General features: G+C 56.9%; 18 protein-coding genes and 1 pseudogene. 10 read left to right on the top strand and 9 right to left on the bottom strand.

Annotated elements, in window-relative coordinates; all coding sequences use genetic code 11:
- Window positions 1-97: 97 nt before the first annotated feature.
- Window positions 98-574: a hypothetical protein gene (locus GRI34_RS13075; protein WP_160596310.1), complete on the bottom strand. Its 477-nt coding sequence runs from the start codon at window positions 572-574 to the stop codon at window positions 98-100.
- A 717-nt stretch (window positions 575-1,291) separates the two neighbouring features.
- Between GRI34_RS13075 and GRI34_RS13070 the strand changes: the two genes are divergently transcribed.
- Entirely contained in the window at window positions 1,292-1,702 is a 411-nt protein-coding gene (locus GRI34_RS13070; protein ID WP_234028229.1) for a hypothetical protein, read from the top strand.
- A 106-nt stretch (window positions 1,703-1,808) separates the two neighbouring features.
- Entirely contained in the window at window positions 1,809-2,126 is a 318-nt protein-coding gene (locus tag GRI34_RS13065) for a hypothetical protein (RefSeq protein ID WP_160596309.1), read from the top strand.
- 92 nt (window positions 2,127-2,218) lie between these two features.
- On the opposite strand, the pseudogene GRI34_RS13060 reads toward GRI34_RS13065, so the two are convergent.
- Both GRI34_RS13060 and GRI34_RS13055 read right to left on the bottom strand, forming a co-directional pair.
- Window positions 2,219-2,383: pseudogene (locus GRI34_RS13060) on the bottom strand (tyrosine-type recombinase/integrase); the annotation flags it as partial.
- A 65-nt stretch (window positions 2,384-2,448) separates the two neighbouring features.
- Window positions 2,449-3,165, bottom strand: a complete 717-nt coding sequence (locus GRI34_RS13055) for an IS6 family transposase (RefSeq protein WP_160596308.1) — start codon at window positions 3,163-3,165, stop codon at window positions 2,449-2,451.
- A 418-nt stretch (window positions 3,166-3,583) separates the two neighbouring features.
- Here GRI34_RS13055 and GRI34_RS13050 point away from each other — a divergent pair, with 418 nt between their 5' ends.
- The 4 genes from GRI34_RS13050 (at window position 3,584) to GRI34_RS13035 (ending at window position 8,032) form a co-directional block, all read left to right on the top strand.
- Window positions 3,584-3,757, top strand: coding sequence for a hypothetical protein (locus GRI34_RS13050; protein WP_234028228.1), 174 nt, complete (start codon window positions 3,584-3,586; stop codon window positions 3,755-3,757).
- Between the two features lie 134 nt (window positions 3,758-3,891).
- On the top strand, window positions 3,892-5,958 hold the full coding sequence (locus GRI34_RS13045; RefSeq protein WP_160596306.1) for an HAD-IIB family hydrolase: 2,067 nt from the start codon (window positions 3,892-3,894) through the stop codon (window positions 5,956-5,958).
- A 98-nt stretch (window positions 5,959-6,056) separates the two neighbouring features.
- Window positions 6,057-7,094 (top strand): hypothetical protein, encoded by a 1,038-nt coding sequence (locus GRI34_RS13040; RefSeq protein ID WP_325065223.1) that lies wholly within the window; start codon window positions 6,057-6,059, stop codon window positions 7,092-7,094.
- The gene (locus GRI34_RS13035; protein WP_160596304.1) at window positions 7,091-8,032 is read left to right on the top strand and encodes a glycosyltransferase family 2 protein; all 942 of its coding nucleotides are present in this window, start codon (window positions 7,091-7,093) and stop codon (window positions 8,030-8,032) included. Before GRI34_RS13040 ends, GRI34_RS13035 begins: the two co-directional genes overlap by 4 nt.
- Here the strand turns inward: GRI34_RS13035 and GRI34_RS13030 are convergent.
- On the bottom strand, window positions 7,939-9,333 hold the full coding sequence (locus GRI34_RS13030) for a glycosyltransferase (protein WP_234028227.1): 1,395 nt from the start codon (window positions 9,331-9,333) through the stop codon (window positions 7,939-7,941). The two genes, GRI34_RS13035 and GRI34_RS13030, sit on opposite strands and share 94 nt — an antisense overlap.
- Between GRI34_RS13030 and GRI34_RS13025 the strand changes: the two genes are divergently transcribed.
- The 3 genes from GRI34_RS13025 to GRI34_RS13015 are packed head-to-tail and all read left to right on the top strand — an operon-like array spanning window position 9,265 to window position 11,603.
- Window positions 9,265-9,954, top strand: a complete 690-nt coding sequence (locus tag GRI34_RS13025) for a Crp/Fnr family transcriptional regulator (RefSeq protein WP_234028226.1) — start codon at window positions 9,265-9,267, stop codon at window positions 9,952-9,954. The two genes, GRI34_RS13030 and GRI34_RS13025, sit on opposite strands and share 69 nt — an antisense overlap.
- Before the next feature lie 26 nt (window positions 9,955-9,980).
- A complete protein-coding gene (locus GRI34_RS13020; protein ID WP_325065222.1) occupies window positions 9,981-10,796 on the top strand; it encodes a sulfotransferase family protein in 816 nt (271 codons plus the stop codon).
- A 33-nt stretch (window positions 10,797-10,829) separates the two neighbouring features.
- Entirely contained in the window at window positions 10,830-11,603 is a 774-nt protein-coding gene (locus GRI34_RS13015) for a Crp/Fnr family transcriptional regulator (protein ID WP_160596300.1), read from the top strand.
- Here the strand turns inward: GRI34_RS13015 and GRI34_RS13010 are convergent.
- From GRI34_RS13010 to GRI34_RS12990, 5 genes are all read right to left on the bottom strand, one after another.
- A complete protein-coding gene (locus tag GRI34_RS13010) occupies window positions 11,600-12,145 on the bottom strand; it encodes a DUF421 domain-containing protein (RefSeq protein ID WP_160596299.1) in 546 nt (181 codons plus the stop codon). The genes GRI34_RS13015 and GRI34_RS13010 overlap by 4 nt on opposite strands.
- A 1-nt stretch (window position 12,146) precedes the next feature.
- Window positions 12,147-12,725 (bottom strand): DUF1989 domain-containing protein, encoded by a 579-nt coding sequence (locus GRI34_RS13005; RefSeq protein WP_160596298.1) that lies wholly within the window; start codon window positions 12,723-12,725, stop codon window positions 12,147-12,149.
- Window positions 12,722-13,423, bottom strand: a complete 702-nt coding sequence (gene gntA / locus GRI34_RS13000; RefSeq protein WP_160596297.1) for a guanitoxin biosynthesis heme-dependent pre-guanitoxin N-hydroxylase GntA — start codon at window positions 13,421-13,423, stop codon at window positions 12,722-12,724. Before gntA ends, GRI34_RS13005 begins: the two co-directional genes overlap by 4 nt.
- A complete protein-coding gene (locus tag GRI34_RS12995; RefSeq protein WP_160596296.1) occupies window positions 13,420-13,659 on the bottom strand; it encodes a hypothetical protein in 240 nt (79 codons plus the stop codon). Before GRI34_RS12995 ends, gntA begins: the two co-directional genes overlap by 4 nt.
- Before the next feature lie 208 nt (window positions 13,660-13,867).
- Entirely contained in the window at window positions 13,868-15,322 is a 1,455-nt protein-coding gene (locus tag GRI34_RS12990; RefSeq protein ID WP_160596295.1) for an FAD-binding domain-containing protein, read from the bottom strand.
- 181 nt (window positions 15,323-15,503) lie between these two features.
- On the opposite strand from GRI34_RS12990, the gene GRI34_RS12985 reads away from it, so the two are divergent.
- Window positions 15,504-16,853, top strand: a complete 1,350-nt coding sequence (locus tag GRI34_RS12985) for a Y-family DNA polymerase (protein ID WP_160596294.1) — start codon at window positions 15,504-15,506, stop codon at window positions 16,851-16,853.
- Window positions 16,854-16,953: the final 100 nt, after the last annotated feature.

Raw genomic sequence — 16,953 nt, 5'->3', positions numbered from 1 at the left:
CCGTCCGCTTTCCACCCCAGCTTGTGACTGATTTACCGAGTTGGCGATTTCCCTGGAGCGGACGGTCAGTTTAGCAACCCGATTGCGGACGACCACACTATGACGCCGCTTTCCTTCTTGTGCTCCACGTTCCTTCGCCAATTGGCCGCTCGAAACAGTCGGCAACCGACTCATCTCTCGACCCACCTGGCATAGGGTAATCGTCTACAGAAGCTGTAAGCCGAGAATACGATATTTGCGCAGCCTCACATTCTCCACGCGACAAATGAAACATCACTAATTTGTCCGCGTCGGCAGATGCACCCTTAGATGCAGCTAACTCAAGCCAACGCAAAGCTTCAGACTCGGCGTCCTGATCGTCTCGGAGGGTATAGAAGGACGCCACTCTTCTAATCGCATCGATGTCGCCCGCCTCCGCAGATACGATTATTTCTTTCACTTCGTCTTCGCTGGGCGGTACGCAGCAAGCGATGGCATCCAACACGACCTCTTCTTTCGTTTCGGGCTGGGCGTTTTCACATGCGACCAAGGCGATTGCAGGGAGAAAGAATAGAAAGCGTTGGAACTTGTTCATGCATCCACATCTACATTTAAAATGGCAGCTTTCCACCCAGTTCGAGACCGATTTGCTGAGCTGACGTTGTGCCAGGAGTGGACGGACAGCAAAGGACCCGATTGCTGCCGTTCGGCTTTAATGTAAGTTTGAGAAGTGGTCCGCTTATCTTCTATACTTCTTTCTTTGCTCTTGGCTGCATCGCTGACCAGTTGCACGCTTGAGAGGTTTGAGGTCGAGGCTTGCCAGCTCGACGAAGACATTGGCTTTAAGATAGCTCCAATCGATGGCTGGCTTCGCGACTATCAACCTCGCCCCCACGAACTTCATGTCAGGATTGCCGACAGCCGACCCTACGAAGAGGCAGTAGTGTGGGCCACGAGCCTTTCGCATGGCAACTTCGATAAGAGGATACCTCGAAAGATTATTCCTTATGGTCAGCAGATGGCGGGGTGGGAGGTGCAGCGGCCCCCAAAGCCGCTATCGGAGGGAGTTCGATATTCTATTTGGATGTCAGATGGCGGCCACAATGGGGGGGTCGAATTTAAGGTCGGGAAGCAATTGCCGGTGTGTTGATCGAAGGATCGCTTTTCACCCAATTCGTGACCAATTTGCGAGGCATATCGCTTTCTAGGAGCGGACGGGCGGCTAACGACCCGATTGCGGACGTCCAGCCAAGTTGGTTGCGAACATGAGACCCGACACTGGCGCAGGACCGCTGCAATTCTTTATGAGGTGATGATGCCCATTCCGTTTGCCAAAGAATTGCCCTACATCTTACACACCAACCGCGAATTAGGTTTGATGCTGGCGAACAAGAAGCCGCTTGCCCATTTTGCGGATGGTGAAGGAAGATTCCTCGAAACGGTGAGGCGATACCTCCGCTGCTTTGACCGTCAGGTTACAGCCGGACACCTAATTCGGCGTGACCATTTCGAGCCCCCCAATCATCATCGCAACTACACGCTGCACCGCATTCTTTTCGCATTGCCGGGGGAGGAATGGCGGATAGACGAAATGATCGAACTTATGGCCTCGCCGGTTTGGGGGATTGAGCAAGAGCGTAGGGAAGGCGAACTGCTTGGTTATCAAGATTGGATGAATGACCACTTTCTAGCGCTTCGATATCCAAAGCCGACTGACAGCTAACCACCCCATCTGATGACGCTTTCAGCGAGTTAGCGCAGTGCTAGCAGCAGACGGACAGCGAATGACCCGATTGCAGAAGTCCGGTAGACTGGGCAAACACGTTTTTATGAGGTGGTTATTCGCAATCGGCTCGCTGCTGATACTGGCAGGTGTTACCTATTATCTGATTTTTGCAGATCGGAGTTTCGGTGGATACGGCGGCGCTAGACAAGGTATGGCCGTAGACGTCGCTGTTGAGCAACTACGAGTCGAAGGATGGACGCTGCTATCGAGTTCGTCGACGGTGCGACGGTCTGATTGCGCCGGAAATGAGCGCTATTATCTCGTTCAGTTGCGCAGCCCGGACTTTACCCTAACTTTGACTGCCGATGAGAACTGCAAAGTCTCGAACATCGCGCGAAAACGTCGCGGCATCGAACTCTGACGAAAGGCGGCTTTCCACCCAAAATCGGTCATTCATGACCTCATAGTCGACTGGAAAGCGGCCCTTCCGGTTTAGGAAGGGCCGCCTCATATTCAGATTTCTGTTCGCTCAGCGAGCAGTAGGGCGTCTTCAATATCGACACCGAGGTATCTCACTGTATTCTCGATCTTTGAATGGCCGAGCAAGATTTGAATTGCTCGGAGGTTCCCAGTCGCCTTGTAGATCATCGAAGCCTTGGTTCGGCGCATCGAGTGTGTCGGTGCTGTCAGTCTAATCGCAACTTGTCTCCGATTGACGCTGTTATCCCTACCCCGCGGTTGGCTCAGGCCATGAGGGTTTGCCACTCGGCCAGTGCGGCCGAGCGGCGAGCTTTGTAAGTCTGTCTGTCGACGAGGTGTCTTTCGAGATTAAAGTGGTTGTGGACGTTGGCATGCACCGAGGCGAACTTCTGTAAGCTCTTCATCCTCCTGAAGCGCTGCATTGTTCGCTCCCGTCTTCGGAACGAGAGATGGCTGTTCTCCACCCGGTTGTTCGCCCAGCGTCCCACCTCCTGTTTATCGGCATTGCCGAGTTCGCTCATCGCTGCCCTGTAGGAGCGTAGTCCATCGGTGGTGATCGCCTCGGGCGAGCCATGTCGCTTCAGCGCCTTCTTCATGAAGCGCATGGCGGCCTTCTTGTCTCTCGTCCTGGTGACGTAGCTCTCGAGGATCTCGCCTTCTTGGTCGACCGCGCGCCACAGGTAATGCATCTCGCCATTGATCTTCACGTAGACCTCATCGAGATGCCACTTCCACTGCCTGAAGCCCCGCATCCGGCTGACCCTTTGTCGCCGCACATCGGCTGCGAACAGCGGGCCAAACCTGTTCCACCAATGACGCACGGTCTCGTGGCAGATATCGATCCCGCGCTCTGCCAGCAAATCCTCGACATTGCGCAAACTCAGTGGGAACCTGACATACATCATCACGACCAGGCGGATCACCTCGGGCGATGAATTGAAATACCGAAATGGGCTAGCTGGCTTCTTCTTGCGCGGCATCTCACCGCCATGCCCGCTCAAACCTTACCAGCAGGTGCATTTGCTCTGACAAGACCGGACCGGCAGCTTTACCATCTTAGTGTAACATTAGCGGCGAACCTGTTATTCACGAGATGAGGTTGAGCGCGAACGATTTACTTGTACCCAAACGTTATAAACAAATGCCTTCGCCTACACGCCGGAGCCCGGTTGCTAACTTCTACCAGCTAGGAGTTTTTGCTGCATCGCGGTGCCATTCAAATAATTTTGCTGCACATCTTCGCGAAAACTAACTTTAGTCAGTTGGGCGTCATTCCCTGATTCTGATGTATTCCAGACCTGAAATTAGTATTATTTGAAAGGATCGCAGATGGAGGGCCCTCTGGAATGGATTGCGTCTATCGGCACAATAATTGCCGCGGGATTGATCGCGCTCGATATGGGAAGACGTACGACGGGCTGGGGCTTCGTCCTTTTTACCATCGTCTCCATTCTATGGATTTATTCCGGACTGATGAAAGATGCGATGCCCATTGCGGCGATGAACGCCGTCCTTTTCCTGATCAATGGTTGGGGCGTCTGGCGATACCTTATCCGCAAGGAACAGCCATAACACGGTTTTGAACCTAATTCGGGCAGCGCAGGCAAGGGCTGCGCCTCGCCCAGCTTGCGACAAACAATTATTAGGAGCGGTACCGCTTCAGCGAAGGCTCCGTTGGGGATTCGAAGCCATCAAGGGGACGCATCTTGCACATCGTATCGCTCGCACTAGGCGGCTGCCTCAAGGCCGAGCCGGTTCGATATGGAATAACCGAAGATACAGGCGGACACATCACTTACGTACTGGGGGAGATGGAAGCTCTTGCCCGTCGCAGCGATGTTCGCTTTGCTGAGATCATCACGCGACGGTTTGACGAACCGAAACTGGGATCCGCGCACGCCCAGCACCAAGAATGGATTAGCTCGAAACTTGCCATCACGCGGATCGACAGCGGTAATCCGGCATATCTGTCGAAAGAAGCTCTACGCTGCGATCGCCAAGCGTTCACCACGGCTTTGATCGCTGAACTCCAATCGCGCGAACCCCTTCCTGACCTAATACACGCACACTTCGCTGATGCTGCCGACGTTGCCATTCAGATTGAAAGGGCGCTGGGTATCCCGTTCGTTTATACGGCTCACTCACTAGGGATGGATAAGCGCGCTGCTATGGCGTCGCCATGCCAGGCAATAGATGCGCGGCTGGCTGAAGAAAATCGCGCTATCAGCGGTGCACGCGCCATCATTGGCTCGTCGCGCGACGAATGCGAACGGCAATTGGTCGCCTATCCTTCAGCTCGTATCGAAAAAATTCACCGGCTGGCTCCGGGGATCGAACGCGGACACGAAAGTAGCAGGCCTTCAACGGCGATAGATCTTATCGCACCTTTCCTTCGCGACCCAACTAAACCCATCGTGCTGGCCGTGGCGCGCCCGGTCCACAAGAAGAACCTTGCTCGGCTGGTCGAGGCTTACGGAACTTCGCCGCACCTTCGTGAGCAGTCTAATCTCGTTATTCTCGCCGGGCTTCGTGAGACCTTGACTTCGGGCGAGAAGGAACAGCTAGAGGTGATGCGCGACTTAGTTGATGCGATTGATTGTCACGATCTTTATGGTTCGGTGGCATATCCAAAATCGCACACTCGGGAGCAGGTACAAGCTCTCTACAGTTTGGCAGCACGGACGCGCGGAGTATTCGTAAATCCGGCTCTCATGGAACCCTACGGCCTAACTCTCGTCGAAGCGGCTGCCCATGGGTTACCAGTTGTCGCTACCAAAGTTGGCGGCCCTCAGGATATTGTGGGAGAGTTGGAGCACGGTTTGCTCGTCGACCCCAACGATGCATCCGACATTGCCGGCGCCATCGAACGGCTGATTTCAGATCGGCCATTTTGGGAACGATGCTCTTGCAGCGGGCGGAAAAAGAGCCTGGATATGAACTGGGACCGGTATGCCGCCGGTTTCAGGAATATTGCGGCCAATATTCTGGAAGGGCGATCTGGAAGCGTTATCCGACCGAGCCATTTGGTTGTCAGCGATCTCGACAACACCCTTACCGGTTGTTCCAATGGCGTGGACCGGTTCGCCCGTTTCCTCAAGCGCCGGCACGATTTCGGCTTCGTTGTTGCAACGGGCCGCTCGATTGTGGAGGCTCGCCGGCTTCTCCGTGAGTGGGGCCTTCCGTCTCCCCTGGGATGGATCACGTCCGTAGGGAGTGAAATTTATCTCGAGCGTTCAGGAAATCCCACACTCGACGAGACCTTCGCAAAACAAATCTCCGAAGACTGGGAGCCGGAACGGATCGACGACCTCCTAGCCGATCTACCAGACCTGGTCCCGCAGGCATTCTACGAGCAGCGATCTTTCAAACGTAGCTATTTCGCAAAGGACGCAGAGCAAGCTGCCGAAATCGAAAAACTGCTGCAATCACAAGGGATACGGGCGCGCGTAATTTTCAGTCACGACTGTCTGCTCGACATTCTGCCGATCAAGGCTGGAAAGGCCGCCGCCATGCGGCATGTCGCGGGGATGTTTGGGGTCACGGCGCAGAATGTGTTCGCAGCGGGCGACAGCGGCAACGATGCGGATATGCTTACTGTGTGCGAGAACGCAATTCTCGTCGGCAACCACTCGAGCGAGATTGCGAGGCTCGCCAGTCGACCCAATGTTTATCTTTCCAAACGAAGCAACGCTTCCGGAACTCTCGAAGGACTGCTCGCGCATCAGCGCGCGCGACGGACCCGCATTCGGCAGAAATTGGAACTTTCAGCATGAGCCTCGACGGACCGATCGGCTATTTCGTCCATCATCAGGGGCGCGGTCACGCAGAACGCGCTGCCGCTATTGCAAACGAGGTTTGCAAATCGCGCAAGGTGACCGTGTTCTGCGCGAAACCAGAAATCTTCCCGGAACTTGACAAGCGGATTGATGTGGTTGCGCTTCCTTCCCTGTTCGAGCCAACCGGAAGAGAGGCGCCGGCGATGGCTGCGCTTCCCATGCCCGAAACAGTGCACTGCGCCCCTTTGGGCTGGCCCACCATCACTACTGCCTGTGCGGCGATAACCGAATGGTTTGCTACTAAGCGACCGGCGCTCTTCATCACCGATGTGTCCGCCGAACTAGCCCAGTTGGCTCGCCTTTGCTCGATTCCACACGTCGCAGTAATCCAGCATGGCGAGCGATCGGATGCCGGGCACATTTCGGCATATGAAAGTTCCGTCGGAATTCTTGCGCCCTATTCCGAACAGCTCGAGCAGAATGATCGCCCCGCGGCCTTGCGCGCCAAAACCCATTACGCGGCAGCGGTAGGCGTCGACTGCAAGAGTTCGATTACGAAGGAGCAGGCTCGTGCGAAGCTCGCCCTCGAAGCCGACCGTGAAATCGTTGTGGTCATAGCTGGTGGGGGTGGTGAGGGGACACCGACCACGCCGCTGACCCTTGGTGCGCGCGCCGAGCCGCAGTCGCAATGGATAACCATCGGGAAGGTTCGCAGCGAATGGCATGAAACCCCGCCTGGCAATCTGCAGCACATGGGCTGGGTCGATAACCCCTCCGATTGGGTTGCGGCTGCCGACCGCGTGGTTTCCTCGTGCGGCAATACGACGGTCCACATGGTCCTCGCCGCTGGTAAGCCATGGATTGTCATTCCGGAGTGGCGCTATTTCGACGAGCAGTATTGTAAAGGTGAAGTGCTGGATCGTGAGGGTCTTGCCGCTGTCTCGCGACAGTGGCCTTCACATGCGGCCGGGTGGGAAAAGCTATGGTCTGCAGCACGACTGATCGACATAGAGCGTCAACGTCGAGCCGTAGACCCTCAATCCGCGGGCAAGGCGGCGGAATGGCTCGAAAGTCTCGCGCAAGACCTTTGGCAGGGGACTGAAAGTCATCCTTCGCTGGAGGTAGTCGCGTGACCATCTCCGTTTGCACGTTGGCGCATGGCCGCGATGCCCATCTGACAAATCTCGTTCACGGTCTAAACCATTCGAACAGGCCACCGTGCGAACTGGTCGTGGCGGTCATGCAGGACACCCGCTACGAGCTTCCCGCGACCAGTTTCCCAATCCGCCAAGTGATGCTCGGAAGTTCGGGCTTTTGCCTGGCAGAAGCTAGAAATCTTGCGGCGCAATCGGCGCGCAGCGATTTGCTGGTATTTCTGGATGTCGACTGCATTCCTTCGCCGGGTCTGCTTGAAGACTATGCGACCGCGTCGGCTTTCAATGATGGCGTTTTGATGGGTGAAGTCGGCTACCTGCCGAAGGGAGCGACGAACGCCGGTATCGACTTCGCCAAGTTCGAGAGCGTAGCGGTGAAACATTCCGAGAGAGCAGGTCCGCCGAGGGGAATGGTTGGTAAATGCGGGGACTACCGCTGCTTCTGGTCGCTGAATTTCGCGCTGCGTGCAAATACCTTCGAACAGTTGGGCGGTTTCGATCCGCGCTACGTGGGCTATGGCGGCGAGGATACAGATTTTGGACGTACGATCGTCTCAAAGAACGTTCCTCTTTGGTGGGCGCGCGGAGCAAAAGCCTATCACCAGTATCACAAGCACCACATGCCGCCGGTGCATCATCTCGATAGTGTCCTCGCGAACGCAACAATTTTCGCGGACAAGTGGGGCGAACCGACCATGCAGCACTGGCTGCGCGCGTTCCGTCTGATGGGACTGATCGAGCGCGATGACAGCGGGGGCTGGATCAAGTTGCAGGAGCCGCGCGAAGAGCATCTGGCTCTGACCCGTCAGCACGAGCACCAACCTTATGCGAGCAGTTCGGTCGTCCTCGAACAACTGGAAGCCCAGGCCAGTCTTGGCAAGGAAGCTAGCCGAGCGCCTGCCACAACCTTCGCGTAGCAGGCCTCATACCCTCCAATCATCGCGCCGATAGACAGTTTTCGCAGAGCGCGGTCACGGCATTGGGACCGATTGATAACGCCAATACGGCCGATCGCTTTTGCCAGGCCGCTAATATTGCCTGCTTTAACGAGCAATCCGCAATCGCCAACAACCTCCGGCAAGGCACCTCGGTCGAAGCCTGCCACCGGGGTACCGCAAGCCAAAGCTTCGGCAGCGACCAAGCCGAACGGTTCATCCCACAAGGGAGTGACGAGCGCGCCGCGAGCCCTTGCAACCTCTGGCTGTAGATACTTGGCGGATCGGTGGCCATGAAACTCGATACCGTCCCTCAAATACGGTTCGACCGATTTAGCAAAGTAGGCGGCGTCTTCTACTGGGCCGAAGATCTTGAGGCGAACCTTAGCTAGCGTTGCGGCTTGAACAGCTTCGGCGAGGCCTTTGTTTGGTACGATACGGCCAATCCACGTAAAGTAGTCGCCGGTCTCAGACGTTGACGTCCAACGATCCGTATCGATGCCGTTTGGAACGACTTCGGTTTCGTCGCAGCCACGCTCTGACCAGAGCACTTGCTGGTCCGACGAGGTGACTGTGGTCGCAATATTGGCACGGTCACAGTTTCGCTTCACTGCCTCGAACATGGCCCCGAAAGGCGGAACGTGCTGAGACGTAACGCATGGGATGCCAGCGCTCGCGCACCAGTCGATGATCTCGGGGAACAGGGAATTGTTGTGTACCACATCGTAATGACCGGATCCGATGCGCAAGAGCGCGCGCTCGAAGGCCGTCCTCTGGTATTTTGCGAGTTCTCCGGTCCCCCGGTAAATTCGCCAAGGTAGTACCTCGTCATAGGGCGCCTCGCATATTGGCACGAGCCCGGGATCGCTCGAACCATCGGCCGCAAAGAGATCGACCTCATGACCTTCTGCGCGAAGACCGTGGCAAAGCATGTCGCAATGCGCTTCCATGCCCCCACTGAACGGTTCGGCGATCGCGTGGCGGATATGGGCTAGTACCGCGATTCTCACGGCTGGAAACAAAGTTGAACAAGCATGCCTACAAAACGCGACAAACGGCAGATCTTCCCACAACTTAACATTGTTGCATAATGGTGCCGGAACGGGTCGGTATCGTCTTGGGTTCTGTGGGCAGGAGAGTGTATGACAAGTAGTGATGAGATCGTTCAGTACCCAAAGACTGGTCGGTTTCTCGCAGGGCGCCTGCGGCACGACATGAGCGAGGGTGAAAAAGCCGAGCTGGAAAGCTTGGTTGGTGAAATCCAAACATTTGGTGATGGCCATCGCCTCATCGCGCGAGGCGACGTGTGCAATTGTTCGACAATGCTGGTTGAGGGTTTCATGCTGCGAACCTTAGAAAGCGAGGACCGCCGATACGGTGTCAGCTTTCATGTTCCGGGGGACTTCGTAGACCTCCACTGTTTTGCCTTGAAACGGCTGGACCATAATATCGATTGCGTAGGGCCGACCACGATAGCGCAAGTGCCACATTCAGCGATCGCCGAAATCATGAAGAACCGACCGCATCTCGCTCGGCTGTTCTGGTTCTCGACGATGCTGGACGCCGCGATGCATCGCGAATGGATCATGAAGCTGGAACAGCTGACTGCGCCAAAACGAATCGCGCATATCTTTGCAGAGATATGGCGCCGGCTCGAAATGGTTGAACTCGGCTTCGCAGACGGTTTCGAGACACCGCTGCGCCAAGCTGATCTCGCTGATATGTGCGGAGCGACTTCCATTCACACCAACCGTGCGCTGGCCGACCTTCGCAATAAAGGGATTGCCGATTTTCAACGAGGTGAGGTGCGCATCCCCGACCGGGAACGGCTGGAACGCTATGGAGGGTTCACTCCCGATCACCTCTATGGTGACGGGGCGCTCTCGTTTCGGCTCGACGATTGATGGTTCATCAACCACGTTTTTTATTCGTGGCGGGACTGCACCGAACCGGTACGAGTGTCCTATCACGAATACTTGGCGCACATCCCTCGATCAGTTCGATCGAGGGTGCGCCCGTCCCAGAGAACGAAGGTTGTTATTTGCAAGGCGCTATTCCTCATACCGCCCTGCACGGCCGGCCCGGCCATTACGCGACGGATCCAGCCCAGCATCATACGGAAAGCTCGCGCTTCAACAGCCTCGAAACCCAGCAGCGTCTGGTGAGCGACTGGTCCAGGTGGTACGACGACACGAAGCCATGGTGGCTTGAGAAGTCACCTGTCAACTTGACGCGGACACGCCTTTATCAGCAGCTTTTCCCGACCGCGCAGTTTATGGTGATCTTGCGCCATCCCCAAGTCATGGCCGCGGCATTGGCGAAGTGGGTGGACGCTGACCCGGCTGCGTTGGTGCGCCACGCTCTGGATGCATATGATACTGTTCGCGAAGACCTTAGATATCTGCACGCGGCCTATGTGGTGCGATACGAAGATCTGATTGCACGAGCGGACGATGTCCGGCGATCGCTCTTTGCCTTTCTGTCGCTAGACGATCACGCTCCTGGCATCGCGTTACGCAACGGCAACTCAGAGTACGAAGTCTCCGACGTTCTCGACGCGGAACTTGCCGCGCGGATGAACGAATGGGGTTACCAAACCGGCGGAATAACGGTGCCGGTAGGGTCAATTTGCCGCCACCCCCTGCGCGCGGTGCAGGAGGTCGCGCTCGCCCATATTGGCACTGAAAATCGTGAGATTTCGGGCCTCTCGACTGAAAAGGAACAGAAAGCTAACATCCGTCAATAGACGATGGTCAAATGCTTTGCTTAACCGCGCGACATGGACGCTAAGACTGGAGAGATCGAGGTTGATCGCTTCCCTCTTACCGGCAATTTTCTGGCCGGTAGACTGCGAAAAAATCTCAGCCTCGACGACCTGACCTACATCGAAGAACTCGTTGAGTCCGTGAAGAAGCACGAGGACGGCACGCGCATTCTCGAAAGGGGCGCGAAAACCGATCGCAGCACCATATTGATCGACGGATACATCTTCCGTACCATCGAAAGCGACGAAAAGCGCTTCATCACCGGTGTTCACGTTCCGGGTGACTTTGTCGATCTGCACGGGTTCGCGCTGAAACGTCTGGACCATAACATCGTTGCGGCCGGCAAGGTTCGGGTCGGCTGTGTGAGCCACGAAACATTGCGCCGCGTGATGCGCGATCGGCCGGGTGTGGCGCGCGCCATGTGGTTCGCGACTCTTCTGGACGCGGCTATCCATCGTAAATGGATCCAAACGTTGGAACAGCTTGATGCCCCAAAACGCATCGCGCATCTCTACGCAGAACTGCACACCCGTCTCGAACTGGTCGGACGCGCCGCGACGCGCGCCCTTCGCACACCGTTCACCCAGTTTGACATGGCGGACATGTGCGGGGTGAGCGCCATTCATGCCAATCGGGCCGTTGGAAAATTGAGAGAACTCGGCATTGCCGAGATACGCCGAGGCGATCTCTACACGAACGACTGGCGGGCGCTAAAAGAGTTCGCACAGTTCGATCCCGATTATCTGTATGGTGACGGGCCGCTCAAGGTGAAGGACGACTGGGACTAGCCCTTTAGATTGGGCGGCGCGGCAACGTCGGCCAGGGCCTCAGCATCTTCCCAGCGCACGTCCTGACGCGGTATAACCGAAAGCTCTCCGTTAGGCTCAAGGACGACCCAGTTTGCGCCTGCGTTTTCTGTCAGGCCGTTGCTTCTAAGAGCGGTCATGATTTCTTCTTCCGAAATGCGCGTGCGTTTCATCGCATCGCGCAGATACTCGCCTTTATGGGTAAGCAGTGTGGGCTCCGCCTTCACGGCTGCAGCGATCTTCTTACTCCGCTGGACAAAGTAGGTCGTGGCATACTGGCAAGTAGCAAGGACGATGATTGCCACGACGGCATCGATGCTTGCCACATTTCGCAAAAGTATGCCGCTGGCCGCCAGGCTGCCGACTGCCACGTTTATGATCCAGTCGAAATTGTTCAGTTGGCTTGTCGTGCGTTTACCGACGATCCGAACGATGACGATAATCAGGATATAGAAAAGCAGGGCGTTGGACGAGATTTCTGCCAGCCGCAGCCAGCTCGACCAGACATTGATATTATCGGGCAATCTAGCTCACCTCATAGTCGATGGGTTTGAACGACCCGCCATTGGAGTCGTATGCGGAGCAGGCGGTCAAACCTATCACGAGGTCCATTTCTGCGCGCAGTTCTAATTTGTCGCCGGGTTTCGAGGTGGGAGGTTTGACGGCTAGCAAGCCGCTCTTGCCGTCGACCGGAACATTCATGAAAATGTTGAAAGCAGTGGGAATGCTTTCCGGTTCGATACCGTAGGGTTCGAGAGCTTCGGCCAAATTGCCGAAACAACCGCGGTGCACTGGCTTGTCGGGATAGAAATGCCGAAAGGTTTCCTCGCAGCAGGGAGTGAGCAAGAAGTCGTGCCGCTGCGCTGTGTCGGTAACAATGGTCAGCATCGGATTGGACCGGTTCGACCATAAGCGATTGCCCCAGCCTAGCTGTATCGTCTCTTCATAGTCGAAGGTACGACCGTTGGAGATTACCTCGCGGACATCATCAGCGTTATAGGCGACAAGATCTGAAACTTGCTGCCCCATTGGATCACAGACCGTGAGTTTTTGACCCTTGGCCAGCTTGAGGGCGACACCGCTGCGTGGTTCGATGCGGTTCATTTTTTCTCCAATCGTGGGTCGCGGAATGGGCAGGTCCAGTCTTCGCCTACAGCGCGGCCGCTATACTGTCGCGCTTCGCTGCTCTCGCCATGCCTTGCAAGCATCGGATTGATGTCACCTGCCAGTTTAATGTCGCGCTTCAAGATTGTTTCGCGCATCCGTTCGTACCGTCCATCGCCGCGCAATTGCTCAAACTGGTTGTGGAGGTTGAAGACCATGGTGGGGTGCGAGAACCGCCGCGCTGGCCGCGAGGCTGCAGGATGCAGGCCGACCACGAAGAACGCCTCGCCTCCGAAACTGAGCGAGAAATGCGGGTCTTCGGGATCGGCGCTCACACCCTGATCGTAGGGTTGCCCGAAAAATTCGTCCTTGTCGGCGAAGGATTGGAGCCGTTGCCACAGAAGACGCTCGAATTCGCTCTCAGTCAGGTCGGTAGGCTGGGCAAAGACAACTGCGAGACTTCGAAGGCCGTCGGGATCTTCGCGATAGGTGTGCGCCCAATCGAGAAGCTTGTCGTGGATCCGAAGGTCGTCCCAACTGCTCCGCATATCGAACGCGACGAGCACATCCAGCAAACCTTTAGCTAAGGCCGATTTCGCCCCTACACAGGGGAAATCAGTGGCCGCGATACTCTCACGCAATTGCGTGTCGAGCTTCTCAGATACACGTTCGGCTACCGCGAGGACGCCGGGCTTCATTGCGGGACGGCCCCTTCAGGAAGGATGCGGACAGCCGGGTCCTTGTCCCGGCCCATCGACCAATTCGATTGCATGCGGACCTTGGGGTTCGGTGCGCACCAGATTTCACCGGAATCATCGAGCGCCGTCACCCAGATAAGGTTGTGCTCCACGCCGTAATCGATAACTGCAAAGGCCAGTCCCTGCCCTTTTTCGAGCACGAGTACCGGCAGAGGCGGGTCTAGCTGTGTGAACATTGGGCTCTCGTCGTGGCGAAGGGTGAAGGGCGCGAGATCGAGATCTGGATTCTCGCTCTCGCGCCAGCGATCGCAATTCGTTGGACAGCTGCGCCTCGCTGGTAGCTAGACGCATTGGCAAGCCAATCGGTCCGAAACTGACAAGTGTCAGTTTAGATTGGTCCCTGGCTTGGTAGCCGCTGCAGGTGCCGGGCGATCGTTCAGCCGTCTAATCGAGAAATCGGAGGCGTTGCCGAACTATGTCTTTCGCGGATACACCATAAAGCCGCGCTTTCTCGGCAAAGTCCGAGCAATCGATGTCAGGCGTCTGCGCTGTCGCCCATTGTTCGATCCACTCTGTCATTCCCTCGCGCTTGAGGATCGCGGCGGATGATTTGGGCATGATGCGTCCATAGATCGGTATCTCGCGATAGCCGGGCCGCGCCTCGCCGAATGCCCAACGCATAGAAACATAGGTCGCAGGGTCCCGTCCATCATACGATAAGCGGTCATTGATGTAGCAACAGGCTGCCCAAGCGCCACGTGGCGTTGCGATGAAGCGGATGACCTGTTTGGCCCAATACATACGAAGATTGTTGTGTAGCCAGCCCGTCGCCAACCAGCAGCGCGCCGAAGCGTCGAAGACCGGATCGCCTGTGCGGCCATGCAGGACGTCTTTGATCGGGAGTTCGGGATCACGTCGATCCGCCGCGTGCGCTTCCAATGTCTCGCGCCCGAACGAAGGAAGCGTCTCCCAGTGCAGGAGGTCGGCACGCTCGGTCACGCGCCAATGCGTCCATTCGCGCCATGTGAGCAGTTCGTCCTTCAGCTTGTAGCCATAGGATTTGGGCGCGCCACTCGCCTCGATGCGCTGCGCCACTTCCCACGGAGCAACCATTCCGAAATGCAGATAGGGCGAAAGTTCGGTTGCGCCGTGCTGCATCGAAGGATTGTTGCGCTCCCATTTGTAGCGTCGAATGAACTCCTCATCGATCCGCTCCAATCGGGCGGTTGCCTCCTCGGTCGTGGCCGGGTGGTCCTGAGTGTAAGGCAGCTCCTGGTCGATTGGCAGTTCGGCGATGAGCGCATCGAGCTGTCTCTCGTTCAAGTCGGCTAGCTCGACGAGCTCTTGAGGCAAGTCGGCAATGGTCCGTGTTGTGACCGGTTCTGCGTTGCCACATCCTCCCAACCATTCTTCGCGCTTCGGGGTATGCGCGGCGCGAAAGGCTTTCGTGGTCCCGAGTTTTCCGCCGAGCACCGAATGAGTAACCAGGCGGGTGGAATCGACCGCCAGTGTGGCGGTGTGATTGCTGGCAGCAAAACTATCCGACTGTATGCGCGCGACGGAGGTCGGGTGATCGTCGACGATTACGCATAAAGCGCGCTCGGCTAGCCGGTAGACCATCCCTTTTCCATGCTTGCGATCACGCTGAACCAGCTGACGGCAGGCGATACCTCTGTCTCGCAAGGTCCGGCCCATTACCGCCGAAGCTCCGACAATAAAGCGCGACAGCCGCTGCGAGGCATGCGGATAATCGGGTCGCAGTCCATGGTAAACAAGGACGGGCAATCCGCGGGCTTTGGCGAGCTCCAGAGCGGTTTCGATGGCAGGGTGTTCGTGACCGCGCAGAGTCTGCTGGAGCCAAACCAGCACGTAGTCGGCGCCGTCTTCGCGTAGCGGCAAGTTGTTAAGGTGGCGCGTGCGTGCTCGGAGGTGCGAATCTTCTATTGTCTGCGATGCCATGTTTGCTCAACGCATAAGCCTGCCAAGCGGAACCAGGAAATGGATTGGCATGATTCATTCTAAGGCGTGGCCACTATCATGCACGCTTGCCGCTGTTCCGCGTTTGTTCTAAATTCCGCGCATGTCTTTCACCGATGATTCTGGCCGGGTCGCAAATGCTGATCGGTCGACGCTCTTCTTGGATTTCGATAGTTTCTTCGCCTCTGCCGAACAGCATTTCAATGCCGACTTGCGGGGGAAGCCGGTAGGCGTCGTGCCGCTCGATGTGCCGGGCACGGGCTGTATCGCTGTCAGCCGCGAAGCAAAGGCGCGGGGCGTTCCGTCGAGCATTTCGATTGTGGATGCGCGGGCGATCGTGCCGGAGATGATCTTCGTCGTTGCGCGCCCCGATGTGTATGTCCGGCTTCATCATCGTATCCTCGCTTCGATTGAGACCTGTCTGCCTATTTCATCGGTGAGATCGATAGACGAGCTGTCCTGCCAACTTGTCGCGTCGGAATCTCGCGAGGCAGTCGCTCTCGCCAAGCGGATCAAGGCGCGGCTGCGCGAAGACTTCAGCGAGGCGCTGACCTGTTCCATCGGGCTGGCCCAAACCGAACTGCTCGCCAAGATCGCTGCAGAAATGCAGAAGCCCGACGGGTTGGTTACGCTGGACCGAGCTCAGCTGCCTGACGCGCTCGAGGCAATACCGCTGCGCGACATCCCGGGCGTGTCAGCAGGAATAGAGCGGCGGCTGTCAGGCGCGAACGTTACCAATTTCGCAAAGCTCTGGAAGCTCGACGCAAAGCACTGCCGCGCCTTGTGGGGCAGTATCGAGGGAGAGCGTTTCTGGAACGCGCTCCACGGCTATCCTTATGAGCGCCCGGAAACCAAGAAGCGCATGTTTGGTCACAGCCGGATGTTGCCGCTCGACTGGCGCACTCCTGACCGGGTCGAAGACTGCGCCCGCCAACTGCTGTTGAGCGCCGCTCGACGTCTCCGCAGAGCCGAGGTGCGCGCGACTAAGATGACGATGTCGGCGCGAGGCGGCGGCTATCGCAGCCAGACGCGACGCAAATCAGATGATAAGCGGTGGAGCCAAGAGATCGTCTTCCACGCGGTCTCCGACGACCGGACGTTGTTGAGGGAACTTAGTTGCCTGACGCAGCGGTATCGCGCCTGCGCCGGTTTTGTGCCGCGCTCGATATCGATCATGCTACACGGCATCGATGACGGATCCGTGGGTCAGCAAGACCTGTTTCATAACAGCACGACAGAGACCGAAGTACGCCGCGAACGATCCGAGCGCTTGAGCGCCACGCTCGACCAGTTACGCACGGAGCACGGCCCGAAAGCCGCGACATTCGGAATTCACGAGTCGCTCCCTGGAGGGTACCTCGGCGCGAAGATCGCTTTCGGCAGGATCCCGGACGAAGCTGATTTCTCAGAAATGCGGACGGTCGATGGCGAAACTCATTTCTGCACGGTTTGAACCCAACGGCAACTGCAGACCAAAGGGTGTATCCTTGGGGCCCGCCGAACGGAAGATCCCTTAGAGGCGGAGCGCTCCCGATCAATTGGGTTCTACGACT

This window comes from Qipengyuania aquimaris, assembly GCF_009827445.1.
GTDB lineage: Bacteria > Pseudomonadota > Alphaproteobacteria > Sphingomonadales > Sphingomonadaceae > Qipengyuania > Qipengyuania aquimaris.
This window is presented reverse-complemented; position numbering and strand designations above follow the sequence as displayed.

What these genes read in the sequence shown, in the direction of transcription:
- GRI34_RS13075 (WP_160596310.1), bottom strand. Translation starts at nt 574, where the DNA reads ATGAACAAGTTCCAACGCTTTCTATTCTTTCTCCCTGCAATCGCCTTG.
- GRI34_RS13070 (WP_234028229.1), top strand. Translation starts at nt 1,292, where the DNA reads ATGATGCCCATTCCGTTTGCCAAAGAATTGCCCTACATCTTACACACC.
- GRI34_RS13065 (WP_160596309.1), top strand. Translation starts at nt 1,809, where the DNA reads ATGAGGTGGTTATTCGCAATCGGCTCGCTGCTGATACTGGCAGGTGTT.
- GRI34_RS13055 (WP_160596308.1), bottom strand. Translation starts at nt 3,165, where the DNA reads ATGCCGCGCAAGAAGAAGCCAGCTAGCCCATTTCGGTATTTCAATTCA.
- GRI34_RS13050 (WP_234028228.1), top strand. Translation starts at nt 3,584, where the DNA reads ATGGGAAGACGTACGACGGGCTGGGGCTTCGTCCTTTTTACCATCGTC.
- GRI34_RS13025 (WP_234028226.1), top strand. Translation starts at nt 9,265, where the DNA reads ATGAGCGAGGGTGAAAAAGCCGAGCTGGAAAGCTTGGTTGGTGAAATC.
- GRI34_RS13030 (WP_234028227.1), bottom strand. Translation starts at nt 9,333, where the DNA reads ATGGCCATCACCAAATGTTTGGATTTCACCAACCAAGCTTTCCAGCTC.
- GRI34_RS13015 (WP_160596300.1), top strand. Translation starts at nt 10,830, where the DNA reads ATGGACGCTAAGACTGGAGAGATCGAGGTTGATCGCTTCCCTCTTACC.
- GRI34_RS13005 (WP_160596298.1), bottom strand. Translation starts at nt 12,725, where the DNA reads ATGAACCGCATCGAACCACGCAGCGGTGTCGCCCTCAAGCTGGCCAAG.
- gntA (WP_160596297.1), bottom strand. Translation starts at nt 13,423, where the DNA reads ATGAAGCCCGGCGTCCTCGCGGTAGCCGAACGTGTATCTGAGAAGCTC.
- GRI34_RS12995 (WP_160596296.1), bottom strand. Translation starts at nt 13,659, where the DNA reads ATGTTCACACAGCTAGACCCGCCTCTGCCGGTACTCGTGCTCGAAAAA.
- GRI34_RS12985 (WP_160596294.1), top strand. Translation starts at nt 15,504, where the DNA reads ATGTCTTTCACCGATGATTCTGGCCGGGTCGCAAATGCTGATCGGTCG.